The 22,393-nt window shown below is 60.6% G+C and carries 19 protein-coding genes; 12 read left to right on the top strand and 7 right to left on the bottom strand.

Annotated features, from left to right (window positions below; all coding sequences use genetic code 11):
• Nucleotides 1-5 precede the first annotated feature (5 nt).
• Nucleotides 6-1,037 (top strand): glycosyltransferase family 2 protein, encoded by a 1,032-nt coding sequence (locus FY550_RS03180; protein WP_070981651.1) that lies wholly within the window; start codon nt 6-8, stop codon nt 1,035-1,037.
• On the opposite strand, the gene FY550_RS03175 is transcribed toward FY550_RS03180, so the two are convergent.
• From FY550_RS03175 to lptF, 3 genes are read right to left on the bottom strand one after another with little or no spacing between them, the layout of a single operon-like run.
• Entirely contained in the window at nt 1,010-2,056 is a 1,047-nt protein-coding gene (locus tag FY550_RS03175; protein WP_070981649.1) for a protein kinase family protein, read from the bottom strand. The genes FY550_RS03180 and FY550_RS03175 overlap by 28 nt on opposite strands.
• On the bottom strand, nt 2,053-3,114 hold the full coding sequence (lptG, locus tag FY550_RS03170; RefSeq protein ID WP_149054355.1) for an LPS export ABC transporter permease LptG: 1,062 nt from the start codon (nt 3,112-3,114) through the stop codon (nt 2,053-2,055). Before lptG ends, FY550_RS03175 begins: the two co-directional genes overlap by 4 nt.
• On the bottom strand, nt 3,114-4,199 hold the full coding sequence (gene lptF, locus FY550_RS03165) for an LPS export ABC transporter permease LptF (RefSeq protein ID WP_149054354.1): 1,086 nt from the start codon (nt 4,197-4,199) through the stop codon (nt 3,114-3,116). The genes lptG and lptF overlap by 1 nt, the downstream gene beginning before the upstream one ends.
• A gap of 211 nt (nt 4,200-4,410) precedes the next feature.
• On the opposite strand from lptF, the gene FY550_RS03160 reads away from it, so the two are divergent.
• From FY550_RS03160 to FY550_RS03130, 7 genes are all read left to right on the top strand, one after another.
• The gene (locus FY550_RS03160) at nt 4,411-5,907 is read left to right on the top strand and encodes a leucyl aminopeptidase (protein WP_070981645.1); all 1,497 of its coding nucleotides are present in this window, start codon (nt 4,411-4,413) and stop codon (nt 5,905-5,907) included.
• Between the two features lie 125 nt (nt 5,908-6,032).
• Nucleotides 6,033-7,133 carry a branched-chain amino acid aminotransferase gene (locus FY550_RS03155; protein ID WP_233350264.1) on the top strand — a complete coding sequence of 367 codons (1,101 nt, stop codon included), beginning with the start codon at nt 6,033-6,035 and terminating at the stop codon, nt 7,131-7,133.
• A 71-nt stretch (nt 7,134-7,204) separates the two neighbouring features.
• Nucleotides 7,205-7,951 carry a glucose 1-dehydrogenase gene (locus FY550_RS03150; RefSeq protein WP_070981640.1) on the top strand — a complete coding sequence of 249 codons (747 nt, stop codon included), beginning with the start codon at nt 7,205-7,207 and terminating at the stop codon, nt 7,949-7,951.
• 117 nt (nt 7,952-8,068) lie between these two features.
• Nucleotides 8,069-8,500 (top strand): DNA polymerase III subunit chi, encoded by a 432-nt coding sequence (locus tag FY550_RS03145; RefSeq protein WP_149054353.1) that lies wholly within the window; start codon nt 8,069-8,071, stop codon nt 8,498-8,500.
• 147 nt (nt 8,501-8,647) lie between these two features.
• Nucleotides 8,648-11,497, top strand: coding sequence for a valine--tRNA ligase (locus tag FY550_RS03140; RefSeq protein WP_070981635.1), 2,850 nt, complete (start codon nt 8,648-8,650; stop codon nt 11,495-11,497).
• A 251-nt stretch (nt 11,498-11,748) separates the two neighbouring features.
• Complete coding sequence (locus tag FY550_RS03135; RefSeq protein ID WP_149054352.1) at nt 11,749-12,465, top strand: phosphatase PAP2 family protein; 717 nt, start codon at nt 11,749-11,751, stop codon at nt 12,463-12,465.
• A gap of 14 nt (nt 12,466-12,479) precedes the next feature.
• Complete coding sequence (locus tag FY550_RS03130) at nt 12,480-13,178, top strand: phosphatase PAP2 family protein (RefSeq protein WP_084388294.1); 699 nt, start codon at nt 12,480-12,482, stop codon at nt 13,176-13,178.
• An 87-nt stretch (nt 13,179-13,265) separates the two neighbouring features.
• Here the strand turns inward: FY550_RS03130 and FY550_RS03125 are convergent, their stop codons facing one another.
• On the bottom strand, nt 13,266-13,709 hold the full coding sequence (locus tag FY550_RS03125; protein WP_070981911.1) for a VOC family protein: 444 nt from the start codon (nt 13,707-13,709) through the stop codon (nt 13,266-13,268).
• 219 nt (nt 13,710-13,928) lie between these two features.
• On the opposite strand from FY550_RS03125, the gene FY550_RS03120 reads away from it, so the two are divergent.
• Nucleotides 13,929-14,333, top strand: a complete 405-nt coding sequence (locus FY550_RS03120) for a DoxX family protein (protein ID WP_070981628.1) — start codon at nt 13,929-13,931, stop codon at nt 14,331-14,333.
• A 155-nt stretch (nt 14,334-14,488) separates the two neighbouring features.
• Complete coding sequence (locus tag FY550_RS03115) at nt 14,489-16,720, top strand: TonB-dependent siderophore receptor (protein WP_070981625.1); 2,232 nt, start codon at nt 14,489-14,491, stop codon at nt 16,718-16,720.
• Between the two features lie 74 nt (nt 16,721-16,794).
• On the opposite strand, the gene FY550_RS03110 is transcribed toward FY550_RS03115, so the two are convergent.
• Nucleotides 16,795-17,487 carry a uracil-DNA glycosylase family protein gene (locus FY550_RS03110; RefSeq protein WP_070981623.1) on the bottom strand — a complete coding sequence of 231 codons (693 nt, stop codon included), beginning with the start codon at nt 17,485-17,487 and terminating at the stop codon, nt 16,795-16,797.
• 90 nt (nt 17,488-17,577) lie between these two features.
• On the opposite strand from FY550_RS03110, the gene FY550_RS03105 reads away from it, so the two are divergent.
• Complete coding sequence (locus tag FY550_RS03105; RefSeq protein ID WP_070981620.1) at nt 17,578-18,663, top strand: metal-dependent hydrolase; 1,086 nt, start codon at nt 17,578-17,580, stop codon at nt 18,661-18,663.
• A gap of 155 nt (nt 18,664-18,818) precedes the next feature.
• Nucleotides 18,819-19,751, top strand: coding sequence for a LysR family transcriptional regulator (locus FY550_RS03100; RefSeq protein ID WP_149054351.1), 933 nt, complete (start codon nt 18,819-18,821; stop codon nt 19,749-19,751).
• A gap of 5 nt (nt 19,752-19,756) precedes the next feature.
• Here FY550_RS03100 and FY550_RS03095 read toward each other — a convergent pair whose 3' ends face one another.
• Nucleotides 19,757-21,394 carry an ATP-binding protein gene (locus FY550_RS03095; protein WP_149054350.1) on the bottom strand — a complete coding sequence of 546 codons (1,638 nt, stop codon included), beginning with the start codon at nt 21,392-21,394 and terminating at the stop codon, nt 19,757-19,759.
• A gap of 73 nt (nt 21,395-21,467) precedes the next feature.
• Nucleotides 21,468-22,166 carry a winged helix-turn-helix domain-containing protein gene (locus FY550_RS03090; RefSeq protein WP_084388291.1) on the bottom strand — a complete coding sequence of 233 codons (699 nt, stop codon included), beginning with the start codon at nt 22,164-22,166 and terminating at the stop codon, nt 21,468-21,470.
• Nucleotides 22,167-22,393: the final 227 nt, after the last annotated feature.

The following is a 22,393-nucleotide window of genomic DNA, read 5'->3' as shown; positions in this document are numbered from 1 at the left end:
ACCCCATGTCTTCTCCCCCACGGGTCACTGTCTTCATACCTGTCCATAATCGTCAGCACTATATCGTGACGGCGGTCGACAGCATCCTTGAACAGACCTATACGGACCTGGAGCTGCTGATTGTCGATGACGGCTCGACCGATGCCACGCTGGACGTGCTGGCTCAATACCGCGATCCACGACTGAGGGTTGAAACCAATCCGGGTAACCTGGGCATTCCGGCCACCCGCAACCGCGGGCTGGCACTGGCAAGAGGCGAATATATTGCGCTGCTCGACAGCGATGATCGCGCCTGGCCCGAACGACTCACCCGACAGGTCGCCATGCTGGATCGTCATCCCGAACTGGCTCAGATCGGCAGTGCCTGCAATTTCATGGATGAGCACGGCCGAATGCTGAAACGCGTTCGCCGTCGCCCGGTATCTGCTGCAGAAGTCGATGCCAGTCTGCCCTTTTACTGCGCCCTGACCAATCGCACCATTCTCGCTCGCACGGCGCTGTTACGTGAGATCGGTGGTTATGACGAGTCATTTCCCCGCTGTCAGGACTACGACCTGCATCAGCGCCTTTCACGTACTCACCGCATGGCCAATCTGCCACAGATTCTGGTGTGTGGCCGGGAGCACGCTGCACGCTTTACCCGTCAGACCGGCGAAGTCGGTCGAGAACGCAAGGAGGCCATCTGTCGACGAGCGCTCGAAGAGATCGGGCTCGCGCCCTCTCAGGAGGAACTGGCAGGGCACTACGACCTTTCACGACCGGGCAAACTGGGTGAGGCATTGACTGCCGACTACCTGATCTGGGCAGAGCAGTGGTTACGCCGGATCGAGCAGGCCAACCATCACAGCCGCCGGCATCAGCCCGAAGCGCTGGCGGCGGTCACCAGTGGGCGTTGGGCCGGGCTATGCTGGCGTGCACGTCATGCCTTCAGTCCCCAGCTCGGGCAAACGCTGTTGCGCTCTCCTCTGACCCGACGATGGCCGGCCCGGCTGATGCACTACTGGTACCATCATCGCATCGGAATATCAGCTGCCTGATCCAGCGCGGTTTCGATCAGAGCTGCCAGTTCAGGGCCTGCCATGACCGGCTCGATGGTCTGGGGTGGGCGACGTGCGATCATCTCTCGCAGTTCGCGTTCGATCCGATCGAGCGGCAATCGTTCGGGTGAGCGGGCGATCAATGAGTGACGCGAGAAAGGCTTCTTGGTGGAGTAACGCAACACCAGTGAGAGCAACCTTTCGACCGCCGGCCCCGGGTGCCCGACGATGGCCCTCAGCAGATGGCCCGCTGCCTGTTCCAACACCGGATCGAGGCCATCGCGCTTGCCATTCAGTTCATGGATCAGCACCCCGAGATGAATCGCCGTTGCAGCGTCCGGTGCAGCCTTGAGACTGACACGTGCACAATCGATCACTTTCAGCTGTAGTGGCCGGTCGTTTTCGCCAGGCCGTGCCCGGGGGGCGAGCAGATTGCCGGGATGCAGATCCATATGGCAGATACCGGCATTGTAGAGTTGACGCAGCGCCTCCATCAGGGCACTCATCAGCGCCACCCGACGGGCGCCAGGCGATGACGCCAGGGCATGGCCAAAGGTCGTCCACTCTCCCAGCCACTCACTGATCAGTGCCTGCTCTGCCGGCATGCCGCTTTCGAGGCGTTCGCCCAGCGCCAGCATGGTCACACCCAGTGAAGTACGTTGTGACAACATCAGGGCATGATGGAACTCGGCGCTGCCATGGGCCAGACCCACCCAGCGATGACTCAGCCCCAGTAGCGCGCCTGGCCGCTGACGCCGGGACAGTACCATGCGTTTGGCAAACCAGTGCTGCTCCGGCCCGGAAAGATCATCAATGCGATAGCACCAGCGGGGTCTCGACTGCTTGGCACGCAGTTGTACCACCGCTGATGAATCATCGTGATGCAGGTAGTCATCAAGGCAGCGAGCAGGCTGCCTGCCGTCGGGACCAGCCAGCCACCACTGCCATCCGGCACCGGACCATCGCCAGGGTCCGCTGAGCTGTCGACGCATCCAGACCGGACGCAGCAGCCCCGTCATGCCGAGCGGCGCAGCAGATAAAAGCCCAGCAGGAAACAGCCCAGGGTGGGTGTCAGAATCGCCCAGATCGGGGAGAAGCCAAAGACGGTGGCCGCTGGCGCCAGCAGATCCTGCAGATACTTGAATGTCAGCCCCACGATGGTGCCGTAGAACACCCGGGTGCCCGCGGCCACGCTACGCAGCGGACCAAAGACGAACGAGGCCGCTACCAGCACCAGTGAGGCCAGCATCAGTGGCAACAGCAGCTTCTGCCAGAAGTAGAGCCACGAACTGGTCGCCGAAAGGCCCTGACTATTGAGATAGTGGGCATATCGCCACAGGTCGGTCATCGAACGACTGTCACGATCGGTAATGATCAGTCGCAGCAGTTCCGGGGTCAGCGAGGTCTGCCAGGTGGCACTCTCACGGGTCGAGGTGGTCGTATTGTCGTCGTTGATGTGAGTCGTACGAATATTGTGCAGGACCCACTGACCATCTTCATGCACCACTCGATCGGCATGCTGCGCCTCGACCAGCTGCTGACCATCGTAGCGATAGCGATTGAAATCGATCACCGTATCGTCGGTGCGAATCGAACCGAAGCGATAGAAGCTGTCGCCCTCGCGCTGCCAGCCCCCATCCTCGGACGCCACACTGCTGCCCTGACGCTGTTCGGCGCGAAAGGACTGGGCATACTGCTCACTCCAGGGCGCCGCGAATTCACCCACCAGCATGGTAATGATGATCACCAGTCCCAGCGGCTTCATCACGCTCCACAGGATACGCAACAATGAGCGGCCTGCCGCACGCATGACCGTCAGCTCGTTGTTGGAGGCCATCGCCCCCAGCCCCACCAGTGCACCGATCAATACGCTGACCGGCGCATACTGATAGAACCGCCATGGCAGGCGCAGAAAAGTGTAGAAGAGCACGTTGAACGTGGTATAGGAATCGGTGACATCCTCGATGTCACTGATGAAATTGATGACGAAGTCCAGCCCAAGCAGCAACACCTGCACCATGAACATCGACACCAGTACGGTGCGAGCCGTGTAGCGATCGAGTCGATTGAGCAGCATCAGCGTCTTCCTCCCACGACGCCATCGCGCCACGACAGCCAAAGTCCCATCAGCAGAAAGATGACATGAATCGGCCACATGCCGATGGCAGCACTGTAACGTCCATTGCTCAGGGCATCCTGGGCGGCCAGTAGCAGACTCATGTAGGCGATATAGATAAAGATGGCCGGCAGCACCCTGGCAAAACGTCCCTGGCGTGGGCTGGCGCGCGACAACGGCAATGCAATCAGGGTCAGGATGGGCACCATGAGTGCCAGCGACAGCCGCCACTGCAGCGCCGCCATGGCGCCCTCGTCCTGACGCGAAAGCAGCGCACCAGTGGAGAGCAGCTCGGTATCGTCATAACTGGTCTGCTCGGCCTGGTCCTGCAGGCGCAGCGCGTAGGTCTCGAACTCCAGCCGTTCGGCGCGATGATCACCGGGCGTAATGGCGTAACGTGCGCCATCGGTGAGTACCAGATAGCGACTGTTGCCGTTGTCGCCACTACCGCTGGTCTGATAACCGCTTTCACCACGCGTCAGAATCTGGCGACGGGAACCATCGGCACGCCGATCGGATTCGGCAATGAACACATTGTGCATGCGACTGTTATCGCCATCGATGCTTTCGGCATAGACCGTGCGATCGCCAATTTCCTGAAAGCGTCCTGGCGCCAGCGCACTGAAATCGGCCTGATCCTTCTGCTGATCGAGCATCGCCTCATTGTGGGCCAGGCCATAGGGCGTCAGCCAGAGACTGCAGCCCCCCACCAGTATCGCCACCAGTGCCGCCGGCCAGAGTGTTGCTCCCAGCACCGAACGCGGGCTGATGCCGCAGGCGGACAGCACCGTCATTTCACTGTTCAGGTAGAGCTGGCCATAGGCCAGCATGATGCCGAGAAAGAACGCCAGCGGCAGGATCAGCTGCACGAAACTGGGCATGTTATAGAGCATCAGGCTACCCAGCAGACTGGCCGGGAAGTCACCCTCGGCCACGTCACTGAAGTAACGGATAAACTTGTTGCCCATGATGACCAGCAGCAGGACACCGGTCACGGCGCCCATGGTGGTCAGGATTTCACGGGTCAGATAGCGATAAACGATCAAGCCGGGGTCTCCGTTGCGTCGGCTCCAACCGGGAGATGTTCATGTCGATCATGCCTGCCGGTTCTGCCTGGTGGCATGCAAGAGCGCGTACCATTGCGTAAACTGGTGCCATCATGCGCAAATCGGCCTTCAGGGGCCCTCAATGCCGTTACCGGCGTCGACGGCGCCGGCATTATCGCCAATCCAGGTTTTCCTGTCTTGTGGAGTCGTCATGGAATTTTCAGTCCTTACCGTCAATCCGGCGCGCGCGGAAGCCGATTGTATCGTCGTGCCCGTCATCAAGGGCAGTCATCTGCCTCCGGCGGCGGCACGGCTCGACGACGCCAGCGAGCGGCTGATCGGTCAGCTGATCGAACGTGGTGACTTTACCGGGGACCTCGGCGCCACCCAACTGGTTCCGTTTGCCCCCGGGCTTAATACCGCTCGCCTGCTGCTGGTCGGTTTCGGCGAGCAGGAGAAACTCAACGAAGCGCGTTTTCGTACCGCACTCGATGCGGCCATGAGCGCCCTGCTCAAGCTACCGATCGAAGAAGCGGCCATTGCCTTTACCGATACCGAACTGGGACCGCGCGGTATTGACTGGAAGGCGCGCATGATCGCCGAATCCGCCCGGCGCGCCGCCTATCGCTTCGATGAATGCAAGTCGCAGCGCAGCGAACCGATCGCGCTGCGCCAGCTTGCCCTGCTGGTCAGCGATCCCAGTGAAGCCGATCAGGCCGAGACCGGCGTACACATTGGCGCTGCCATCGGCAACGGCATCAATGTCGCGCGCCGGCTGGGGGATCTGCCAGGCAATATCTGCACTCCGAGCTATCTGGCCACCCAGGCAGAAGCCATGGGACGCAGCGGCGATCTCACGGTTACCGTACACGATGAACAGGCGCTGGAGGAAATGGGCGCCGGAGCACTACTGGCCGTGGGTCGCGGTAGCGCCGAGCCTTCGCGGCTGATCGTGATGGAGTATCGGGGCGCCGATGATCCTGACGAAGCGCCTCATGTGCTGATCGGCAAGGGCATCAGCTTCGATAGCGGCGGCATCTCGATCAAGGCGGGCGCGGACATGGACGAGATGAAGTATGACATGGGCGGCGCCGCCGGGGTGTTCGGTACCATGAGTGCCCTCATGGAAATGAAGCCAAAACTCAATGTCATCGGCATCGTCGCCTCCGCCGAGAACATGCCCGATGGCCAGGCGATGCGGCCGGGCGATATCGTGACCACCCTCAAGGGTCTGACGGTCGAAGTGCTCAATACCGATGCCGAAGGCCGACTCGCACTGTGCGATGCACTGGCCTACGCCGATCGCTATCAGCCGGCCTCGGTGGTTGATATTGCAACCCTGACCGGCGCCTGCGTCATTGCACTCGGCTCTCACGCCATCGGCATGATGAGCAACGAGGACACCATGGCCGAGCGGATTACCGAAGCCGGCACTACCGCCTGGGATCGCGCCTGGCGCCTGCCGCTCTGGGATGAGTATCAGAGCCAGCTCGACTCCGCTTTCGCTGACATGGCCAACATAGGCGGGCGCAAGGCCGGCGCCATTACGGCAGGCTGCTTCCTGTCACGCTTTGTCGGTGAATGGCCCTGGGCCCACCTCGACATTGCCGGTACTGCATGGAATGGCAAGAAAGGCGCCACCGGAAGACCGGTAGGGCTGTTGTCGCAGTACCTGCTCGATTGCGCCGAGCGGCAATCCGGCGAGTAATCGGGTAACTGTCTCGCCCCGCTGTCGGGGCGAGCTTCCCCGCATGCAATGCCTTGTGTCATTCTGAACGGATTGGCCGGAGTCCTCATCGCTTCGGCATCTGCCCGGCAATGGAGAAAGATGCAGTGACCACCCCAGCTTTTGACATCCGCCCGACCACCCAGGCCACCGAGGCCAACGTGCGGGCCGAAATTCTGGCCAATCCCGGTTTCGGCCGCTATTTCACCGACCACATGGTGCATGTCCGCTGGACGAAAAATGATGGCTGGCACAGCGGTGAGCTGCGGCCCTATGGTCCACTGACGCTGGACCCCGCCGCTTCGGTACTGCATTACGCCCAGGAGATTTTCGAAGGCATCAAGGCCTATCGGCACGCCGACGGCTCGGTCTGGACCTTCCGTCCGGAGAAGAACGCCGCGCGCTTTCGTGCCTCGGCACGCCGTCTGGCGCTGCCGGAACTGGATGATGCCACCTTCATCGAATCACTGCGCACCCTGGTGCGTCAGGACATCGACTGGGTGCCGACGCCGGCCAGCGAGGCCGAGGAATCCAGCCTCTATCTGCGCCCTTTCATGATCGCCAGCGAGAAGTTCCTCGGCGTCAAACCGTCGAAGGAAGTCGACTACTATGTCATCGCCTCGCCAGCCGCTGCCTATTTCAAGGGTGGCGTCAAGCCGGTATCGATCTGGCTCTCCTCGAACTATAACCGCGCTGCGCCGGGTGGCACCGGTTACGCCAAGTGCGGTGGCAATTACGCTGCCTCGCTGGCCGCCCAGCAGGAAGCCGAAAGCCACGATTGCGATCAGGTCGCTTTCCTGGATGCGGTCGAAAACAAATGGGTCGAGGAACTCGGCGGCATGAACCTGTTCTTCGTCTATCGTGATGGCCGTCTGGTCACCCCCGCGCTGACCGGCACCATTCTCGAGGGCGTCACCCGGGATTCCATCCTGCAGCTGGGCCGCGATGCCGGGCTGACCCCGGAGGAGCGCCCCATCAGCATCGACGAGTGGCGCGAGGGGGTCAACTCCGGCGAGATCAGCGAAGTCTTCGCCTGCGGTACCGCAGCAGTCATCACCCCGATCGGCGAGCTGGTCACCGAGCATGGGCGTATCGGTGGTGCTGGCGAGGAAGGCGGCGAAATCGGCAAGCGCCTGCGCAAACAGCTGCTCGATCTGCAGTATGGCCGGGCCGAGGATACCCATGGCTGGCTGACCCGGCTCGCCTGAGCCTTGTACAGGCAGGGTGAAAAACACTTCGCCCTGCCTTGGAACTGATCATGCAACCAGGGAGAGACGTCATGAGCCGGACCATGCTCATTACCGGCGGCAGCCGCGGCATCGGGGCCGCCACTGCGACACTGGCTGCCGAACGTGGCTATCAGGTCGCCATCAACTATCGCAGCGACTCGGAAGCCGCCGAGCGGGTCGTCAGCGAGATTGAACAGGCAGGCGGACGCGCCATTGCCGTGCAGGCCGACATGGCGGTTGAGGCCGATATCGTGCGGCTGTTCGACACCGTCGACCGCGAGTTGGGTCGACTCGACGTGCTGGTCAACAACGCCGGTATCATCGATCAGGTCGCCCGCGTCGACGAGATGAGCTTCGAACGGGTCGATCGCATGATGCGCGTCAACGTCACCGGCCCCTTCATGTGTGCCCGTGAAGCCGTCAAACGGATGTCCACGAAGCATGGCGGCCAGGGCGGCTCGATCATCAACATCTCGTCGGCGGCTTCGCACCGGGGCGGCTCGGGCGAATATGTCGACTACGCCGCCTCCAAGGGGGCCATCGATACCTTCACCGAAGGGCTGGCGAAAGAAGTGGCCGCCGAGGGTATTCGCGTCAACGCCATTCGTCCGGGTGTCGTACGCACCGACATTCATGCCAGCGGCGGCAATCCCGACAAACCGGACAATTCGAGCAAGGGCATTCCCATGGGTCGTGCCGGCGAAGCACGCGAGATTGCCGGTGGCATACTCTGGCTGGCCAGCGACGAGGCTTCCTTCACTACCGGCGCCCGTCTGGATATCGACGGCGGCGTATGACCCGACTCATCGGCAGGCCCTCCTGCCCGACCCGATGACAGGCCCCGGGTCGGCCGGGTGCTCCCGGCCGACCTGCACCGAGGCGTGACCCGCTGCAGACACTTTCAGGCACACCGCATGACGCGCATCGATTTCTATATTCTTCCCCAGACCACACTCGACGCCCGCCTCGACTTCGCCTGTCGGCTGGCCGAGACCATTCATCGCAAGGGGTATCGTCTGCACATTCATACCGAGGATGAAGCTATGGGACGGGAGTTCGATGAACGGCTGTGGAATTTCCGCTTCGATGCCTTCGTCCCCCATGCGCTGCTGGGTGAGGCAGGCGAGCCTCCCGCACCGGTCACCATTGGCTGGCAGGACACGCCCGAACCCGGCATCGAGGCCCTGCTCAACCTGCATCCCCAGATTCCTGCCTGGTTTTCACGCTTCGAGCGAGTCGCCGAAATCATCAACCAGCACCAGGGCATTCTCAACGCCAAGCGCGAATGCTGGCAGACCTACAAGAGTCGCGGTTATAGCGTTCAGGCCCACCACATCGAGGGTTGATGAGCGATACCGGTCGTCGCAAGGCCTGCTCTCCGATATCCCGATGCGCGCCAGGTTAGAACGCTGCTCGGGCTGACGTTATACTCATTCCCATTTCAGCGTTTCGCGCTGCCCTTTCCAGCCTTTTTCAACAACGCCGCGAGCCTCATGGACAAGACCTACCAACCCGAATCGATCGAAACCCGCTGGTATCAGCGCTGGGAAGCCGACCACCGGTTCGCTCCCAGCGGTCAGGGCACCCCGTTTTCGATCATGATTCCGCCGCCCAACGTGACCGGCAGCCTGCATATGGGTCATGCCTTCCAGGACACGCTGATGGATACCCTGGTACGCTTCAAGCGGATGCAGGGCCATAACACGCTCTGGCAGGTAGGTACCGATCATGCCGGCATCGCAACCCAGATGGTGGTCGAGCGCCGTCTGGCCGCCGAGGGACAACCGGATCGCCATACACTCGGCCGTGACACCTTCATTCATCGTATCTGGGAGTGGAAGCAGCAGTCCGGTGGCCATATCACCCGTCAGTTACGCCGAATGGGCGCCAGCGTCGACTGGTCGCGCGAGCGCTTCACCATGGACGACGGCTTCTACAAGGCCGTGCAGGAAGTCTTCGTACGACTGCATGATGAAGGACTGATCTATCGGGGCAAACGGCTGGTCAACTGGGACCCGACGCTGCTGACGGCCATCTCCGATCTGGAGGTGGAAAACCGTGAGCAACAGGGCCAGTTCTGGCACTTCCGCTACCCGCTGGCCGATGGGGTCACCACTGCTGCCGGCGAGGATCATCTGATTGTCGCCACGACGCGTCCCGAAACGCTGCTGGGTGACACCTGTGTCGCGGTCAATCCACAGGATGAACGCTACGCGTCGCTGATCGGGCAGTATGTCGAGCTGCCGCTGGTGGGTCGGCGCATTCCGGTCGTCGCCGATGAGCATGCCGACATGGAAAAGGGCTCGGGCTGCGTCAAGATCACGCCCGCCCACGACTTCAATGACTACGCTGTGGGACGCCGCCATGACAGCGCACTGATCAATGTCTTCACCCGCCAGGCGCACATCCGCGAGGTGGCCGAGGTATTTACCCTGGACGGCCAGCCTCGTGACGATATCGACCCGACCCTGCCCGAGGCCTATCGTGGTCTGCCTCGTTTCGAGGCACGGGAGCGTATTGTCGCTGATATGGAGGCATTGGGGCTGCTGGAGAAGGTCGAAACCATCACCAATACCCTGCCCTATGGCGATCGTTCGGGCGATGTCATCGAACCACTGCTGACCGATCAGTGGTTCGTGGCTGTCGAGGAGCTGGCGAAGCCGGCGATCGCTGCCGTCGAGAACGGCGATATCCGCTTCGTGCCGAAGAACTACGAGAACATGTACTTCGCCTGGATGCGTGATCTGCAGGACTGGTGCATTTCGCGCCAGCTCTGGTGGGGGCATCGGATCCCGGCCTGGTACGACGAGGCGGGCAACGTCTTCGTAGGGCGCAATGAAGCCGAAGTCCGCGAAAAACACGGGCTGGCTGCCGATCTGGCCCTGCATCAGGACGAGGATGTACTCGACACCTGGTTCAGCTCGGGACTGTGGACCTTCGCAACACTCGGCTGGCCGGAACAGACCCCGGAGCTTGCAACCTTCCACCCGACCAGCACCCTGGTGACCGGTTTCGACATCATCTTCTTCTGGGTCGCCCGAATGATCATGCTGACCCTGAAGTTTACCGGCGAGGTACCTTTCAAAACCGTCTATGTGCACGGACTGGTACGTGACGCCCAGGGGCAGAAGATGTCCAAGTCCAAGGGCAATGTGCTTGATCCCATTGACCTGATCGATGGCATCGAGCTCGACACCCTGGTCGAAAAGCGCACCGACAGCATGATGCAGCCGCAGAAGGCGAAATCGATCGCCAAGGCGACGAAGACGGAATTTCCGGCCGGCATTGAGGCACACGGTACTGACGCCCTGCGCTACACCTTTTTGTCGCTGGCGACGACCGGACGCGACATCAAGTTCGACATGGGCCGGCTGGAAGGGTATCGCAACTTCTGCAACAAGCTGTGGAATGCTGCCCGTTACGTGCTGATGAATACAGAGGGCGAGGATTGTGGGCTTGATGGCGAAGTAACGCTGTCGCTGGCCGATCGCTGGATCATCTCGCGGCTGCAGCAGACCGAAGCCCAGGTCACCAAAGCGCTTGAAGAGTACCGCTTTGATCACGCCTCCCAGGCGCTCTACGAGTTCATCTGGAACGAGTATTGCGACTGGTACCTGGAACTCTCCAAGCCGGTGCTATGGGATGAAGCCGCTCCGCTGGAAGCCAAGCGGGGGACTCGCCGGACCCTGGTGCAGGTACTCGAGGCCATTCTGCGCCTGGCCCATCCGATGATGCCGTTCATCACCGAGGAGATCTGGCAGAAAGTATCGATCCTCGCCGGTGTCGACGTCGAGCGTCTCGGCACCTCGATCATGACCCAGCCCTGGCCGGTAGCGGAGACCACCCGCATCGACGAAGCTGCCATCGAGGACATCGAGTGGCTCAAGGGTGTGATCGTCGCCATCCGCGAGATCCGGGGCGAGATGAATATCGCGCCAGGGCGCACCCTGTCGGTTTATCTCACCCACGGTGACAAGCGCGACCGCCAGCGACTGGAAGACAACGCGCTGTTTCTCGGCAAACTGGCGCGGCTGGAAAGTGTCCGCTTCGCCGCCCCCGATGAGGTACCGGTATCTGCAGTGCAGCGTGTTGGCGCCATGGAGGTCCGGGTGCCCATGGCCGGACTGATTGACCGGGACGCCGAACTGGCTCGTCTTGATCGCGAGCTGGAAAAGCAGGATAAGGTGATTGCCGGCATCGAGAAGAAACTCGCCAACGAGAACTTCACCGCAAAAGCTCCTGCCGAAGTAGTGGAAAAGGAACAGGGTAAACTGCGTGAGGCGCAGTCAAATCGTGAAGTGCTGCGCGAGCAGCGAGCTACCATCGAAGCGCTGGAAGCCTGAACCGGCGCAAGCCCCGGGCAAAGGGCCCTGTAGTCGACGACTGCAGGGCCCTTTTCTTGCAGCCCCCGGATCAGGTGAACCGTCGCCCTGCCAGCAAGCCAGCCCCTGCGAGCAATAAAATCCCCTCAAAGCAGACGCCAATCATTTGGGTGAGCCTGTAGTTCATTCAGGAACAGTCAGTTACAAAACACTGTTCCTTATGAAAGGATTAAATTATCATGAGGGCTGGCCCGTAAACATCGATCCGCGTCATGAAACTGCGCCCGATACTTTTCTACAATCTGACAGGTGCTGCCCTGGTACTGAGCTGGTGGCTACCGTCCCTGTTGTTCTGGACATCACTGGATGACGATGTCTTTTTCTTTTTCAATCAGTTCATCACGCCGCTCTACCCCCACTGGACCGAACTGATGGCGCTGCTCAACACCCGGGCATTCGATCAGGTGCTGTTTGTCATCATGCTTGTGCTGCTGTTCATGGCCATGCGCCTGGATCGGCAGGGCAGCTGGCACAAATGGCTGGCGATCTCGGTGGTCATGGCGATCGTGGCTGCCCTGCTGGGCAGTCTGCTGCATGATCATCTGCTGCTGGCGCGGCCCAGCCCCACCCTCTGGTTCCCCCAGGCCAACCATCTGAGCAGTCTGACCACCCTGCCGGCCAAGGATACTGCATCGGACAGCTTTCCCAGTGATCACGGACTGATGGCCATGATCTTTGCCAGCTTCATGCTGCGCTTTGCGGTGCGCCGAATTGCCCTGACAGCGGTGCTGATGACCGTAATCGCCACCGCGCCACGCATCATGGTTGGCGCTCACTGGGTCAGCGACGTCTACATGGGCTCACTGGCCATGGCCCTGGTCATCCTGCCCTGGCTGCTCTGCACCCCTGTTATCAACGGACTTGTCGGTCCTCTCGATCGCGCACTGGTACTGCTTCAGCAGCGCGTGATCAGCCGGCCGCGGCACTGATGGAAGGAAGGCTCATGTATCTCAAGCGCATCATGCTGTTCAACACGCTGGGTATTCTGTTATTGCTCAGCTGGGGTCTGCCGCATTTGATGGTATGGACCGATCTGGATGATCATATCTTCTGGTTTTTCAACGACCTGATCTCGCCCCAGGGAGGATGGTGGGATGATCTGCTGGCCATCCTGAATCATCGATTGTTCGACGCAGCCTCATTTGCCGTCATGGGCGTCCTGTTCTGGTATGCCATGCATCGTGACCCTCGTCCACAGCGTACCCGGCGCTGGCTGGGTATTGGCCTGACCATGCTGCTTACCGCAGCACTGATGGCGCTACTGACCGACAAGGGCATCCGCTACGGTCATCCCAGCCCGACGCGTTTTTTCGAGCACGCTCGCCATTTGACCGATGTCGTTACGATTCCTACCAAGGATGGCGCTCATAACAGTTTTCCGGGAGATCACGGATTGATGCTGATGATCTTCGCGGGCTTCATGCTGCGTTTTGCCGATCGACGACCGGCATGGATGAGCATGGCCTTTGTGGTACTGCTCAGCGCTCCACGCATCATGGTCGGCGCGCACTGGTTCAGCGATGTCTACATGGGCTCACTGTCGATCGCCCTGCTGATCCTGCCCTGGCTTTTGTGCACACCGCTGGCTCCAACGCTGGTGGAACGAATCGGTCGCCTGATCCCCGGCCCCGCCACACGCTAGATCTTGTCGGGAGCACCCGTTTGCCATGAAAAAACCGCTCGATACGGTGTATCGAGCGGTTTTGCGACAATAGCCGGAATTACAGGGTTACCAGCTTCCGGTATTCTCCATCGACGCCCAGGGCTCGCGCGCATCCAGCGCATCGCCCTTTTGCAGCAGCTCGATCGAAATACCGTCGGGCGATTTCACGAACGCCATGTGACCATCACGAGGCGGACGATTGATCGTTACACCGTTGTCCATGAGTTTCTGGCAAGTGTCGTAGATGTTCTCCACGCGATAGGCCAGATGACCGAAGTTGCGAGCATCCTTCGTCAATTCTTCGGGATCCCAGTTCCACGTCAGCTCCAGTTCCGGGCTCTTGAGCTCGCTGGAGCGCTGCTCATCTTCGTCGGCCGCGAGAAAGATCAGGGTGAAACGCCCCTTTTCGCTCTCCCGTCGGCGCACTTCCTTCATCCCGAGCAGATCGCAGAAGAAGTGCAGCGACTCATCGATGTCGCTGATTCGAACCATGGTGTGCAGATATTGCATAAAGTGCTCCACGCGTATGGGTGATCGATAGTGCTCGATCATGCTCATGACAGCGCCAATGATAGCAGGCTCAACCAGTGATCGCTGGTATGCCATGGCCCGGGATGGCAAAGTAACGGCCGCCCGGTGAGAGCCTTTTCCACGAATGAGCGGCCTGCATCAGGTTGTACCCGCATTGCTGGCAAAGTCTGTCATGGCCGCCATTATCGGAGCCGAATCATGATGACCCTGTTCTACAACGAAGCCGTCGGTAAGCTGTTGCTGCGCCTGGGCTTGAGCATCACCCTGCTGTTGCATGGCATCGCCAAGGTCGGCAATGGCAGCGCAGTGCACCCTATCGGCGCTCGGTTACAGCACTGGGGCGTGCCCGAACAGGCTGCCTGGCTGGTCTTTGTGGGCGAGCTGGTTGCCCCGCTGATGATGTTACTGGGATGGCGAGCCCGGCTGGGCGGCGCACTCGCTGCGGTCAATATGCTGGTTGCCCTCCTGCTGTTCAGGCGCGGCGCACTGTTCTCCCTCGACCAGGTCGGTGGTTGGGCCATCGAAACGGAAGTGCTACTGCTCAGTGCGGCCCTGGCCGTGCTGTTCATCGGCAGCGGCCGTTATGCCGTGCGGCCCGACTGAAACAATCCTGAGCCGGAGGGGGTGCGTAATCCTGTCATCCGGTGTAGGATTGGCTCACGAATGAGATTGAATATCAATAACATTCTCTTTCAGGCACCGGAGTATTCGATAAACGACCCGCCGCACGGGCCTTTATTCCAGGGAACAAAGCGATCATGTCAGCGTCATCGCCCAGCTACCATTTCCATCCTCCTGTCGGCCGCTCCCTGCTGCTGACCGCACTACTCGGCACGCTGGCCCAGCCGGCACTGGCCGAGGGCGATAACACCGCCAGCACCACCACGGCCACTACGACGACCACCGCTCAGACCGTCACCGTCACGTCGGATCGACTGCGCGACGCGTTGGCGCCGACCGAAGGCTATACCGCCGATACCAGTACCAGTGCCACCAAGACCGATACGCCACTGAACGAGACGCCGCAGTCGGTTTCGGTGGTGACCCGGCAGCAGATCGAGGATCAGGGCTCCGAATCGGTCCAGCAGGCCCTGCGCTACACGCCGGGGGTGTTTGCCAGTGGGCGCGGTGCCGGCAACAGTCGCTACGACTTCATCACCCTGCGCGGCTTTGGCGGGACCAGTAATCTCGATAATGTCTATCTCGATGGGCTGAAGTTACTCGGCGATGCCGGCGCCTATAACACCCCCCAGATCGACCCGTACTTCCTCGAGCGTGTCGATGTCTTCAAGGGCCCCTCTTCAGTGCTCTACGGGCAGAACCAGCCCGGCGGCATGGTGGCCCTGACCAGCAAGCGTCCGCGCTTTCAGCCCTATCACGAACTGCAGACGGAGTTCGGCACCAACGGTCAGCGCGCCGCCCGGTTCGATTTCAGCGGTCCGGTCAATGAGGACCAGACCATCGCCTATCGGCTGGTCGGTCAGGCGGACGCCTCGGACACCATGTATCACCACAGCAAGCAGGAGCGCTACACCATTGCGCCCTCGGTGACCTTCGCCCCCGACGAGGACACTACGCTGACGCTGATGGCCTATCTGCAACATGACCCCGAGAGCGGCTTCTACGGCTTCGTGCCGGCAGATGGCACCATTCATGATCACAATGGCCGCAAGATCAGCCGCCACTTCTTCGATGGTGACCCCGGCTACAACCGTTTCGATCGCTACCAGCGGATGTTCGGCTATCACTTCGAGCATCGCTTCAACGATATTTTCACCGCGCGCCAGAACTTCCGCTACCTGTCGATGGATATCGATTACAACCAGATCTACAGCACGGTCGGTAGCGATGGCAGGAATTACGTCGATGATGGCGAGATGCTGAACCGCGGTGCCAGCCGCTCCAATGAGTCACTGAAGGCCTATGCCGTTGACAACCAGCTGCAGGCCGATTTCGATACCGGCCCGGTCAAACACACCGTGCTGGTGGGGCTGGATTACCAGCACCGCCAGAACACCGGTACCTGGCAGTTCGGCAATGCCAACCCGATCAACGCCTTTGATCCGGACTATGGCAATCCCGGCGTCACCTACAATAGACCCGCCGACAGTTTCCGCCACAAGGTGGAGCAGACCGGCGTCTATCTGCAGGATCAGCTGGCACTGGGCGGCTGGCGCCTGAATCTGAGCGGCCGCGAGGACTGGGCCCGGGCGACCAGTGATGATCGCAATGACGGCTCCAGCGCCCGCGACAACCAGAGTCACTTCAGCGGCCGTGCGGGACTGCTCTATGCCTTCGATAACGGCATTTCGCCCTACCTCAGCTATTCGGAGTCCTTCAATCCGAATACACGTGAAGGCGAAGATGGTGACATCCTGGGACCGACCGAGGGCAATCAGTATGAAGCCGGGGTCAAGTATCAGCCGCCAGGCACCGAGGATCAGTACACCGTCTCGGTCTACCGTCTGACCCAGACCAATGTGGCCGAATCGATCCCCGACACCAATTACTATGAGCCCATCGGCAAGGTGCGCACCCACGGGGTAGAGCTCTCGGCGAAGACCCATCTCACCGAGCAGTTCTCACTGCTGGCGGCCTACACCTATACCGATATGGAGTACGTCAAAACCACGGACGACACCGAAGGCAATACACCCTACGAGGCCCCGCGCCACATGGCCTCCGCCTGGGGCAAGTACGACTTCGACAGTGGTCGGTTCAATGGATTGGCACTGGGTGCCGGGGTACGCTATGTCGGCAGCAGCTGGGCGGATGATGAGAACACCACGCAGGTGCCGGCCTATACTCTGGTCGACGCCATGGCCTCCTATGATCTGGGCCAGCTCACGCCCGATCTGAACGGGCTGAATGTCCGGGTCAACGCCAACAACCTGCTGGACAAGAAGTACGTCTCTTCCTGCACCAGCCTGCGTAACTGCTACTACGGCCAGGAACGCAACGTGACTGCCACCGTCAGCTATCGCTTCTGATTGGTCGGTCAACGGCTGTACGGGCGCCATCGCAATGCGATGGCGCCCTTTTCATGCCTCGTGGGCTAAAGCGGTCAGAAAGTCAGCGAATCAGATGTCAGCTCGATCTGTTCCAGCCGCTGCTTCAAGAGGCCGGGAAAGCGCGCATACCAGGTCTGATTGAGCGGCGAGGGATGCGGCAGCGGGTAGAGCGTGAAGGTCTGTTGTCGACCCTCCGGATCTTCCAGCGTGACCTCACAGCAGGACTCGAAACGGTCTTCCCGCTTCCAGAACGCCTCCAAGCGATCACGCTCTTCCTTCGGCTGATCGATGCCAAACCAGAGAAAGGCTTCTCGTCCCAGCGTAATCAGGGTGCGCCCCTCCCAGAGGGTCACCAGCAGTTCGCGCATCAGTGGATGAAAGCGTCGCTTGACCTTCATCGACCAGGCCTTGTTACCCGTAGGCTTGTAGGGCACCGTATTGATCCAGAAGAAATCCCGGCCCAGCTTCTGTGCCGCTTCGAAATCGGCCGGCGGCTCACCATACAGGTGTTCGCTGAGCACCCGACGAACGATCTGCCCACCAGCCCCGATAAAGGGCTCACCGTGCCTGACCTCGTCACGACCCGGATCACGTCCGAAGAAGCCCAGCCGCGCATTGCGCTTGCCCAGCCCGATAATGGGCTCGCCAGGATCGCGCCCGAAGCGCTGATAGATCTGCGTGTCGATGCCTTCGGTCTCGGCTGATAACTGCCTGAAGGCTTCGCGATGGCGCTTGTCGAGCGGCATGCCACACTCCCTGAAACCCATGGATGATGCTGTCTGCTACACAGGGTAGCGGGCGGAAGGCATGTTTGCGCTGAAGCACAAGGAGAGGACATGGATTCGGTCACCCAGGCGTGTCTGGGCGCTACCCTCGGCGGCGCCGTACTGGGCCGCCAGCTTGGCCGGCGCGCACTCGTCGCCGGCGCCGTACTGGCGACAATCCCCGATCTCGATAGTTTTCTCGACTTCGGTGATGCCGTCGCCGATTACACCTACCACCGCAGTTTCAGTCACTCCCTGCTGGTACTGACCGGCGTCGCTACTCTGCTGGCGATACTGCTATCGCGCTGGCGGCATACACGAGCCATTGGCTTCAAACGCTGGTGGTGGTTCTGTGCCCTGATTCTGCTGACCCATCCGCTACTGGATGCCTTCACCACTTACGGTACCCAGCTGCTGTGGCCGATTTCCTCGCCGCCGGTGGCCTGGAAGACCATTTTCATTATCGATCCGCTTTATACCCTGCCGATGCTGATCGCCCTGATCGCAGGCCTGATCCGGGGTCAACCGCGGCGCATCTCCATGATCGGTCTCGGCCTGTCGTCGCTCTATCTGGCCTTTACGATAGGCGCCAAAGCCGAGGTCATGGCGCGTCTGACGCCGGAACTGGCTGCCCGCGGGCTGGAGGATCAGGCCGTCATGGTTCAACCGGCACCGCTGACCAGTCTGCTGTGGCGGGTCACCGTCATCGACGACGAGCGTCAGCTCGAGGGCATGATCAGCCTGTTTGATGATGCTGATGAACTACAACTGGACAGTTTCTCGCGCTCGACCGAGCTGGCACCTGCAACACTGAAGTTTGCCGCAGGCCGTCGGCTGGCATGGTTCGCGGGTCCATTTCGACGCTTTGATATCATCGATAACCGCCTGGTAGTGACAGACATGCGTATGGGGTTACCGGGAAACTACAGTTTCGCCTTTGCCATTGCCCGCCGGGATACGCCAGACGCCGCCTGGCAGGCGATTCCGGCGCGAAGTTCTGATGGGCGCCATGGCTCACTGAACACCCTGCAGGCACTGGGTAGACGCATTGTCGACCCGACAGCCTTCTGCCCGGCAGACCTGGCCCGCCAGGCAGCGATACATGCCCAACTGCTGGCCTCGGAATGCCGTCACGGCCGGGCGACAGACGAGCTCTGAACATGCCGCCCCCGGAATGAAGCAATGACAAATCGACGTGCGCCTGTCAGATTCATGAAGCGCCTCGTCGAATGTCGCGCTGGCGTTCAGTGTCATGAACAGGCACGATTGAGAAGCGCTCAATCACTCAACTCGGAAAATGAACAAAATTCACAATGCTCGAGTTCCGTCATCTTCGTACCCTGATTGCCCTGCGTGATACCGGTTCGCTGGTGGAGGCCGCCGAACGGGTGCATCTCACCCAGTCTGCCCTGTCACATCAGCTCAAGGATCTGGAAGAGCGTATCGGTAGCCCGCTCTTCCATCGCAAAACCCGCCCGGTGCAATTCACCCGTGCGGGCCAGCGTGTTCTGACACTGGCCGAGCAGGTACTGCCACAGATCCGTCTGGCCGAACGCGATCTGAGCCGTCTGGCGGGGAGCGAACAAGGTCGGTTACACATGGCCATTGAATGCCATAGCTGCTTTCAGTGGCTGATGCCGACCATCGACCACTTTCGCGATCACTGGCCGGAGGTGGAAGTCGACATCCCCAGTGGCCAAAGCTTCGATCCCCTGCCCCTGCTGTCCAGCGAACAACTGGATCTGGTCATTACCGCCGATCCCCAGCCGCTGACCGGCATACACTATGCGCCGCTGTTTCGTTATGAAGGCCTGCTGGCGGTAGCCCGCCAGCATAAACTGGCCAGCCGGGACTGGATCGAACCACAGGACCTGCGTGATGAAACGCTCATTACCTATCCGGTAGAACAGGCGCGACTGGACGTCTTTTCGCATTTTCTGACGCCGGCAGGTATTGCCCCACGCGAAATCCGCACCGCCGAACTGACGATCATGATGATGCAGCTGGTCGCGAGCGAGCGAGGCGTCAGCGCCCTGCCCAACTGGGCACTGACCGAATATCTCGAGCGCGGCTATGTGCGCGCCCTGTCACTGGGAGAACACGGTCTGTGGCGTACACTTTATGCCGCGATACGCGAGGAACAACTGAGCCAGCCATGGATGGAAGATTTCCTGCGTACCGCCCGGGAAACTTCATTTTCAGTACTCTCGGGTATTCGGCCGGCGGGTGAAGGCAGCCACCGCTGAGGTGTTCATGGGGTCGATGAAGTCGAAGACTCTTCATCGCCACGCTGCAAGGGCAATACCAGGGAGAATCTGGCCCCTCCCAGAACAGTCGAGCTATCGACGGCGACCTGCCCCTGATGCCATTGCACCACACGGGCCACGATGGCCAGGCCCAGCCCATAGCCGCCCTGTCGCTCACCACGACGAGTCCGACTGTCATCAAGGCGGGTGAAGGGTTTGAAGATGCGCTTGCGATCACGGCGAGGAACCCCCGGCCCATCGTCCTCGACATCAAGAGTGACGACCTCTTCCTCTACGCTGATCGTTACCATGACCCGCTGACGAGCATGATGACAGGCGTTGGAGACCAGATTCTGCAGGGCACGCTGAATATAACGGGCATCCACATCAGCGGTAGGTGAATCGCCACGCACGGTGATATCGAGCGCAGGATACATGGGTGCCAGCGAGCCGATCACCTGTTCAGCCAACGGCATGAGTGCCGTTGGCACCGGTTCGAACATCATGCCGGATTCGGTAGCACTATCGAGGCGAGCATAGGCGAGGATTTCATCAATCAACCGGTCAATCGATTCGATATCGCCATCGACCTCCGCCAGTTGACGTCTGATGGTCGGCGAATCACTCATGTCTTCGACCATCTGCAGGGCAAAGCGAATACGGGCAACCGGTGTACGAAACTCATGGGAAACAGCCCGCATCATCTCCTGCTGGGCCGAGAGTACCGCCTGTACCTGAGCGGCCATGCTGTTGAAGGCAGCCCCGAACTGACCGAGGTAATCGCTGCCGCGCGCCTCGACGCGCGCATCGAAATCACCGGCGGCAAAACGGGATGCGGCCCGCTCCATGTGCCTCAGACGCGATTCGACGCCTCGCACCAGCAGATACACGATGATGCCCATCAGAATCAGCATGACCATCATCACCACACCGATGGAGATCACCGGTAGTGGCTCGAAGGGCCTGACCGGTCCGACCGTGATCCAGCGCCCATCCGCCAGCCGGGTATAGAGTGTCAGACTGGGCTTTTCAGGCTCAACATTCATGACCACCTGGTTGGCATCAAGCTGCTCCAGCTGACTCGAGGAAAGCCCTGCCGGACTGCCGCTGCCAATACCCATGGTCAGGCTGGTCTGATCACGCAGGGTCTGGAAGCGCGCCTCGCGCTGGTCTTCCGGCACGGCATCGAGCCACTGACGCAGCATCAGCATCAGCTGCTGCGGCTGACGTTCGGACAGACCGGTAAAATGCGCGACCAGCAGCGTGTCCGAGTCCGGCATGCGATGAAAGAGTCGCCATCCCGAATCGCCACTGGCGGGACGAGTCACTACTTCTCCCCGATCCAGCTCACGCCGTTCCCAATAGCCCAGCCCCAGCATTTCGGTATCGGTCAGTGCCAACCCCATACCGGTACGTTCCTGCTCCTGCTCGAGCCAGGCATTGCGGCGCTCCTCCGGCTGGGCAGCCACCAGTGCTGTCAGCAGCGTCATTGGCGCCTCGGCCAGACGCTGACGGTACTGGTCCGCCCGCCAGTCATTGACCAGTGAAACACCCACAAGGCCGACGGCCAGAATCACCAGCAGCGCTGCTACCAGGGCAATATAAACACGCAGGAAGACCCCGCCGGTCGAACCTCGCGACATCAGCGTCCGCCTCCCCTGCTACAGGTCGATATAACCTCGAACAGGCGTATAGTGCGGACGCCGGACGCCATGATTACAGCTCCCGGACGAACAGATAACCCTTGCTGCGAACTGTCTTGATTCGCTGGGGGTGATGGGGGTCATCGCCAATCTTGGGGCGAATGCGGGAAACACGGACATCGATCGAGCGATCCTGACCGTCATAGCGAATACCGCGCAGAGCAGAAAATATCTCTTCACGGGTCAGCACTCGGCCCGCATTGGACGCCAGCAACCAGAGCAGATCGAATTCGGCGCTGGTCAGATCGATGCGCTCGCCATTGAGCCAGGCCTCGCGAGTGGAAGAGTCCACGACCAGATCGCGGAATTCGAGTCGTGTTTCACCCCCTGCCGCCTCGGCAGCATCAGCACGACGCAGCAGCGCTCGCATGCGCGCCAGCAGCACACGCGGAGGAACCGGTTTGGGAACGTAATCATCAGCCCCCATTTCCAGCCCAAGCACCTGATCCATGTCATCGGTACGTGCCGTGAGCATCAGGATCGGTCCGGGGTACTGCTGACGTACTCGCCGGCAGATTGACAGACCGTCCTCACCCGGCAACATCAGATCGAGGATCACGAGATCAGGGCGCAGGGCCAGAATACGCTCCGCTCCGTTGCTGCCATCATGCTCGACGGTGACCTGAAAGCCATTGCCTTCGAGGTACTCGCGCGTCAGGGCTGCCAGACGTTCGTCGTCCTCGATGATGAGAATGTGTTCCTGAGCAGTCATGGGCGTATTCAAGGCTGTATCCGTCCGATCGTCTTGAAGGAGAGCATCCGTGCCGTTATCAGGCGCGGCGCTTGTAGGAAGTAATCCGCGCGGCCGAGCGTATCTGCCGCTCAACAGGGCCCATTAATCTAATGGATTTTTCAATCGGGCCCAATTGCCGCAGCGAATATTGCATTATTTCACAGGACCCATCCCCGCTCATGGTGCGATCGTGCCATGCAAGGCCG

The organism is Kushneria phosphatilytica (assembly GCF_008247605.1).
In the GTDB taxonomy this organism is placed as follows: Bacteria; Pseudomonadota; Gammaproteobacteria; order Pseudomonadales; family Halomonadaceae; genus Kushneria; species Kushneria phosphatilytica.
Note: the sequence above shows the minus strand (reverse complement) of the source record. Positions and strands in the feature narration are given on the sequence as shown.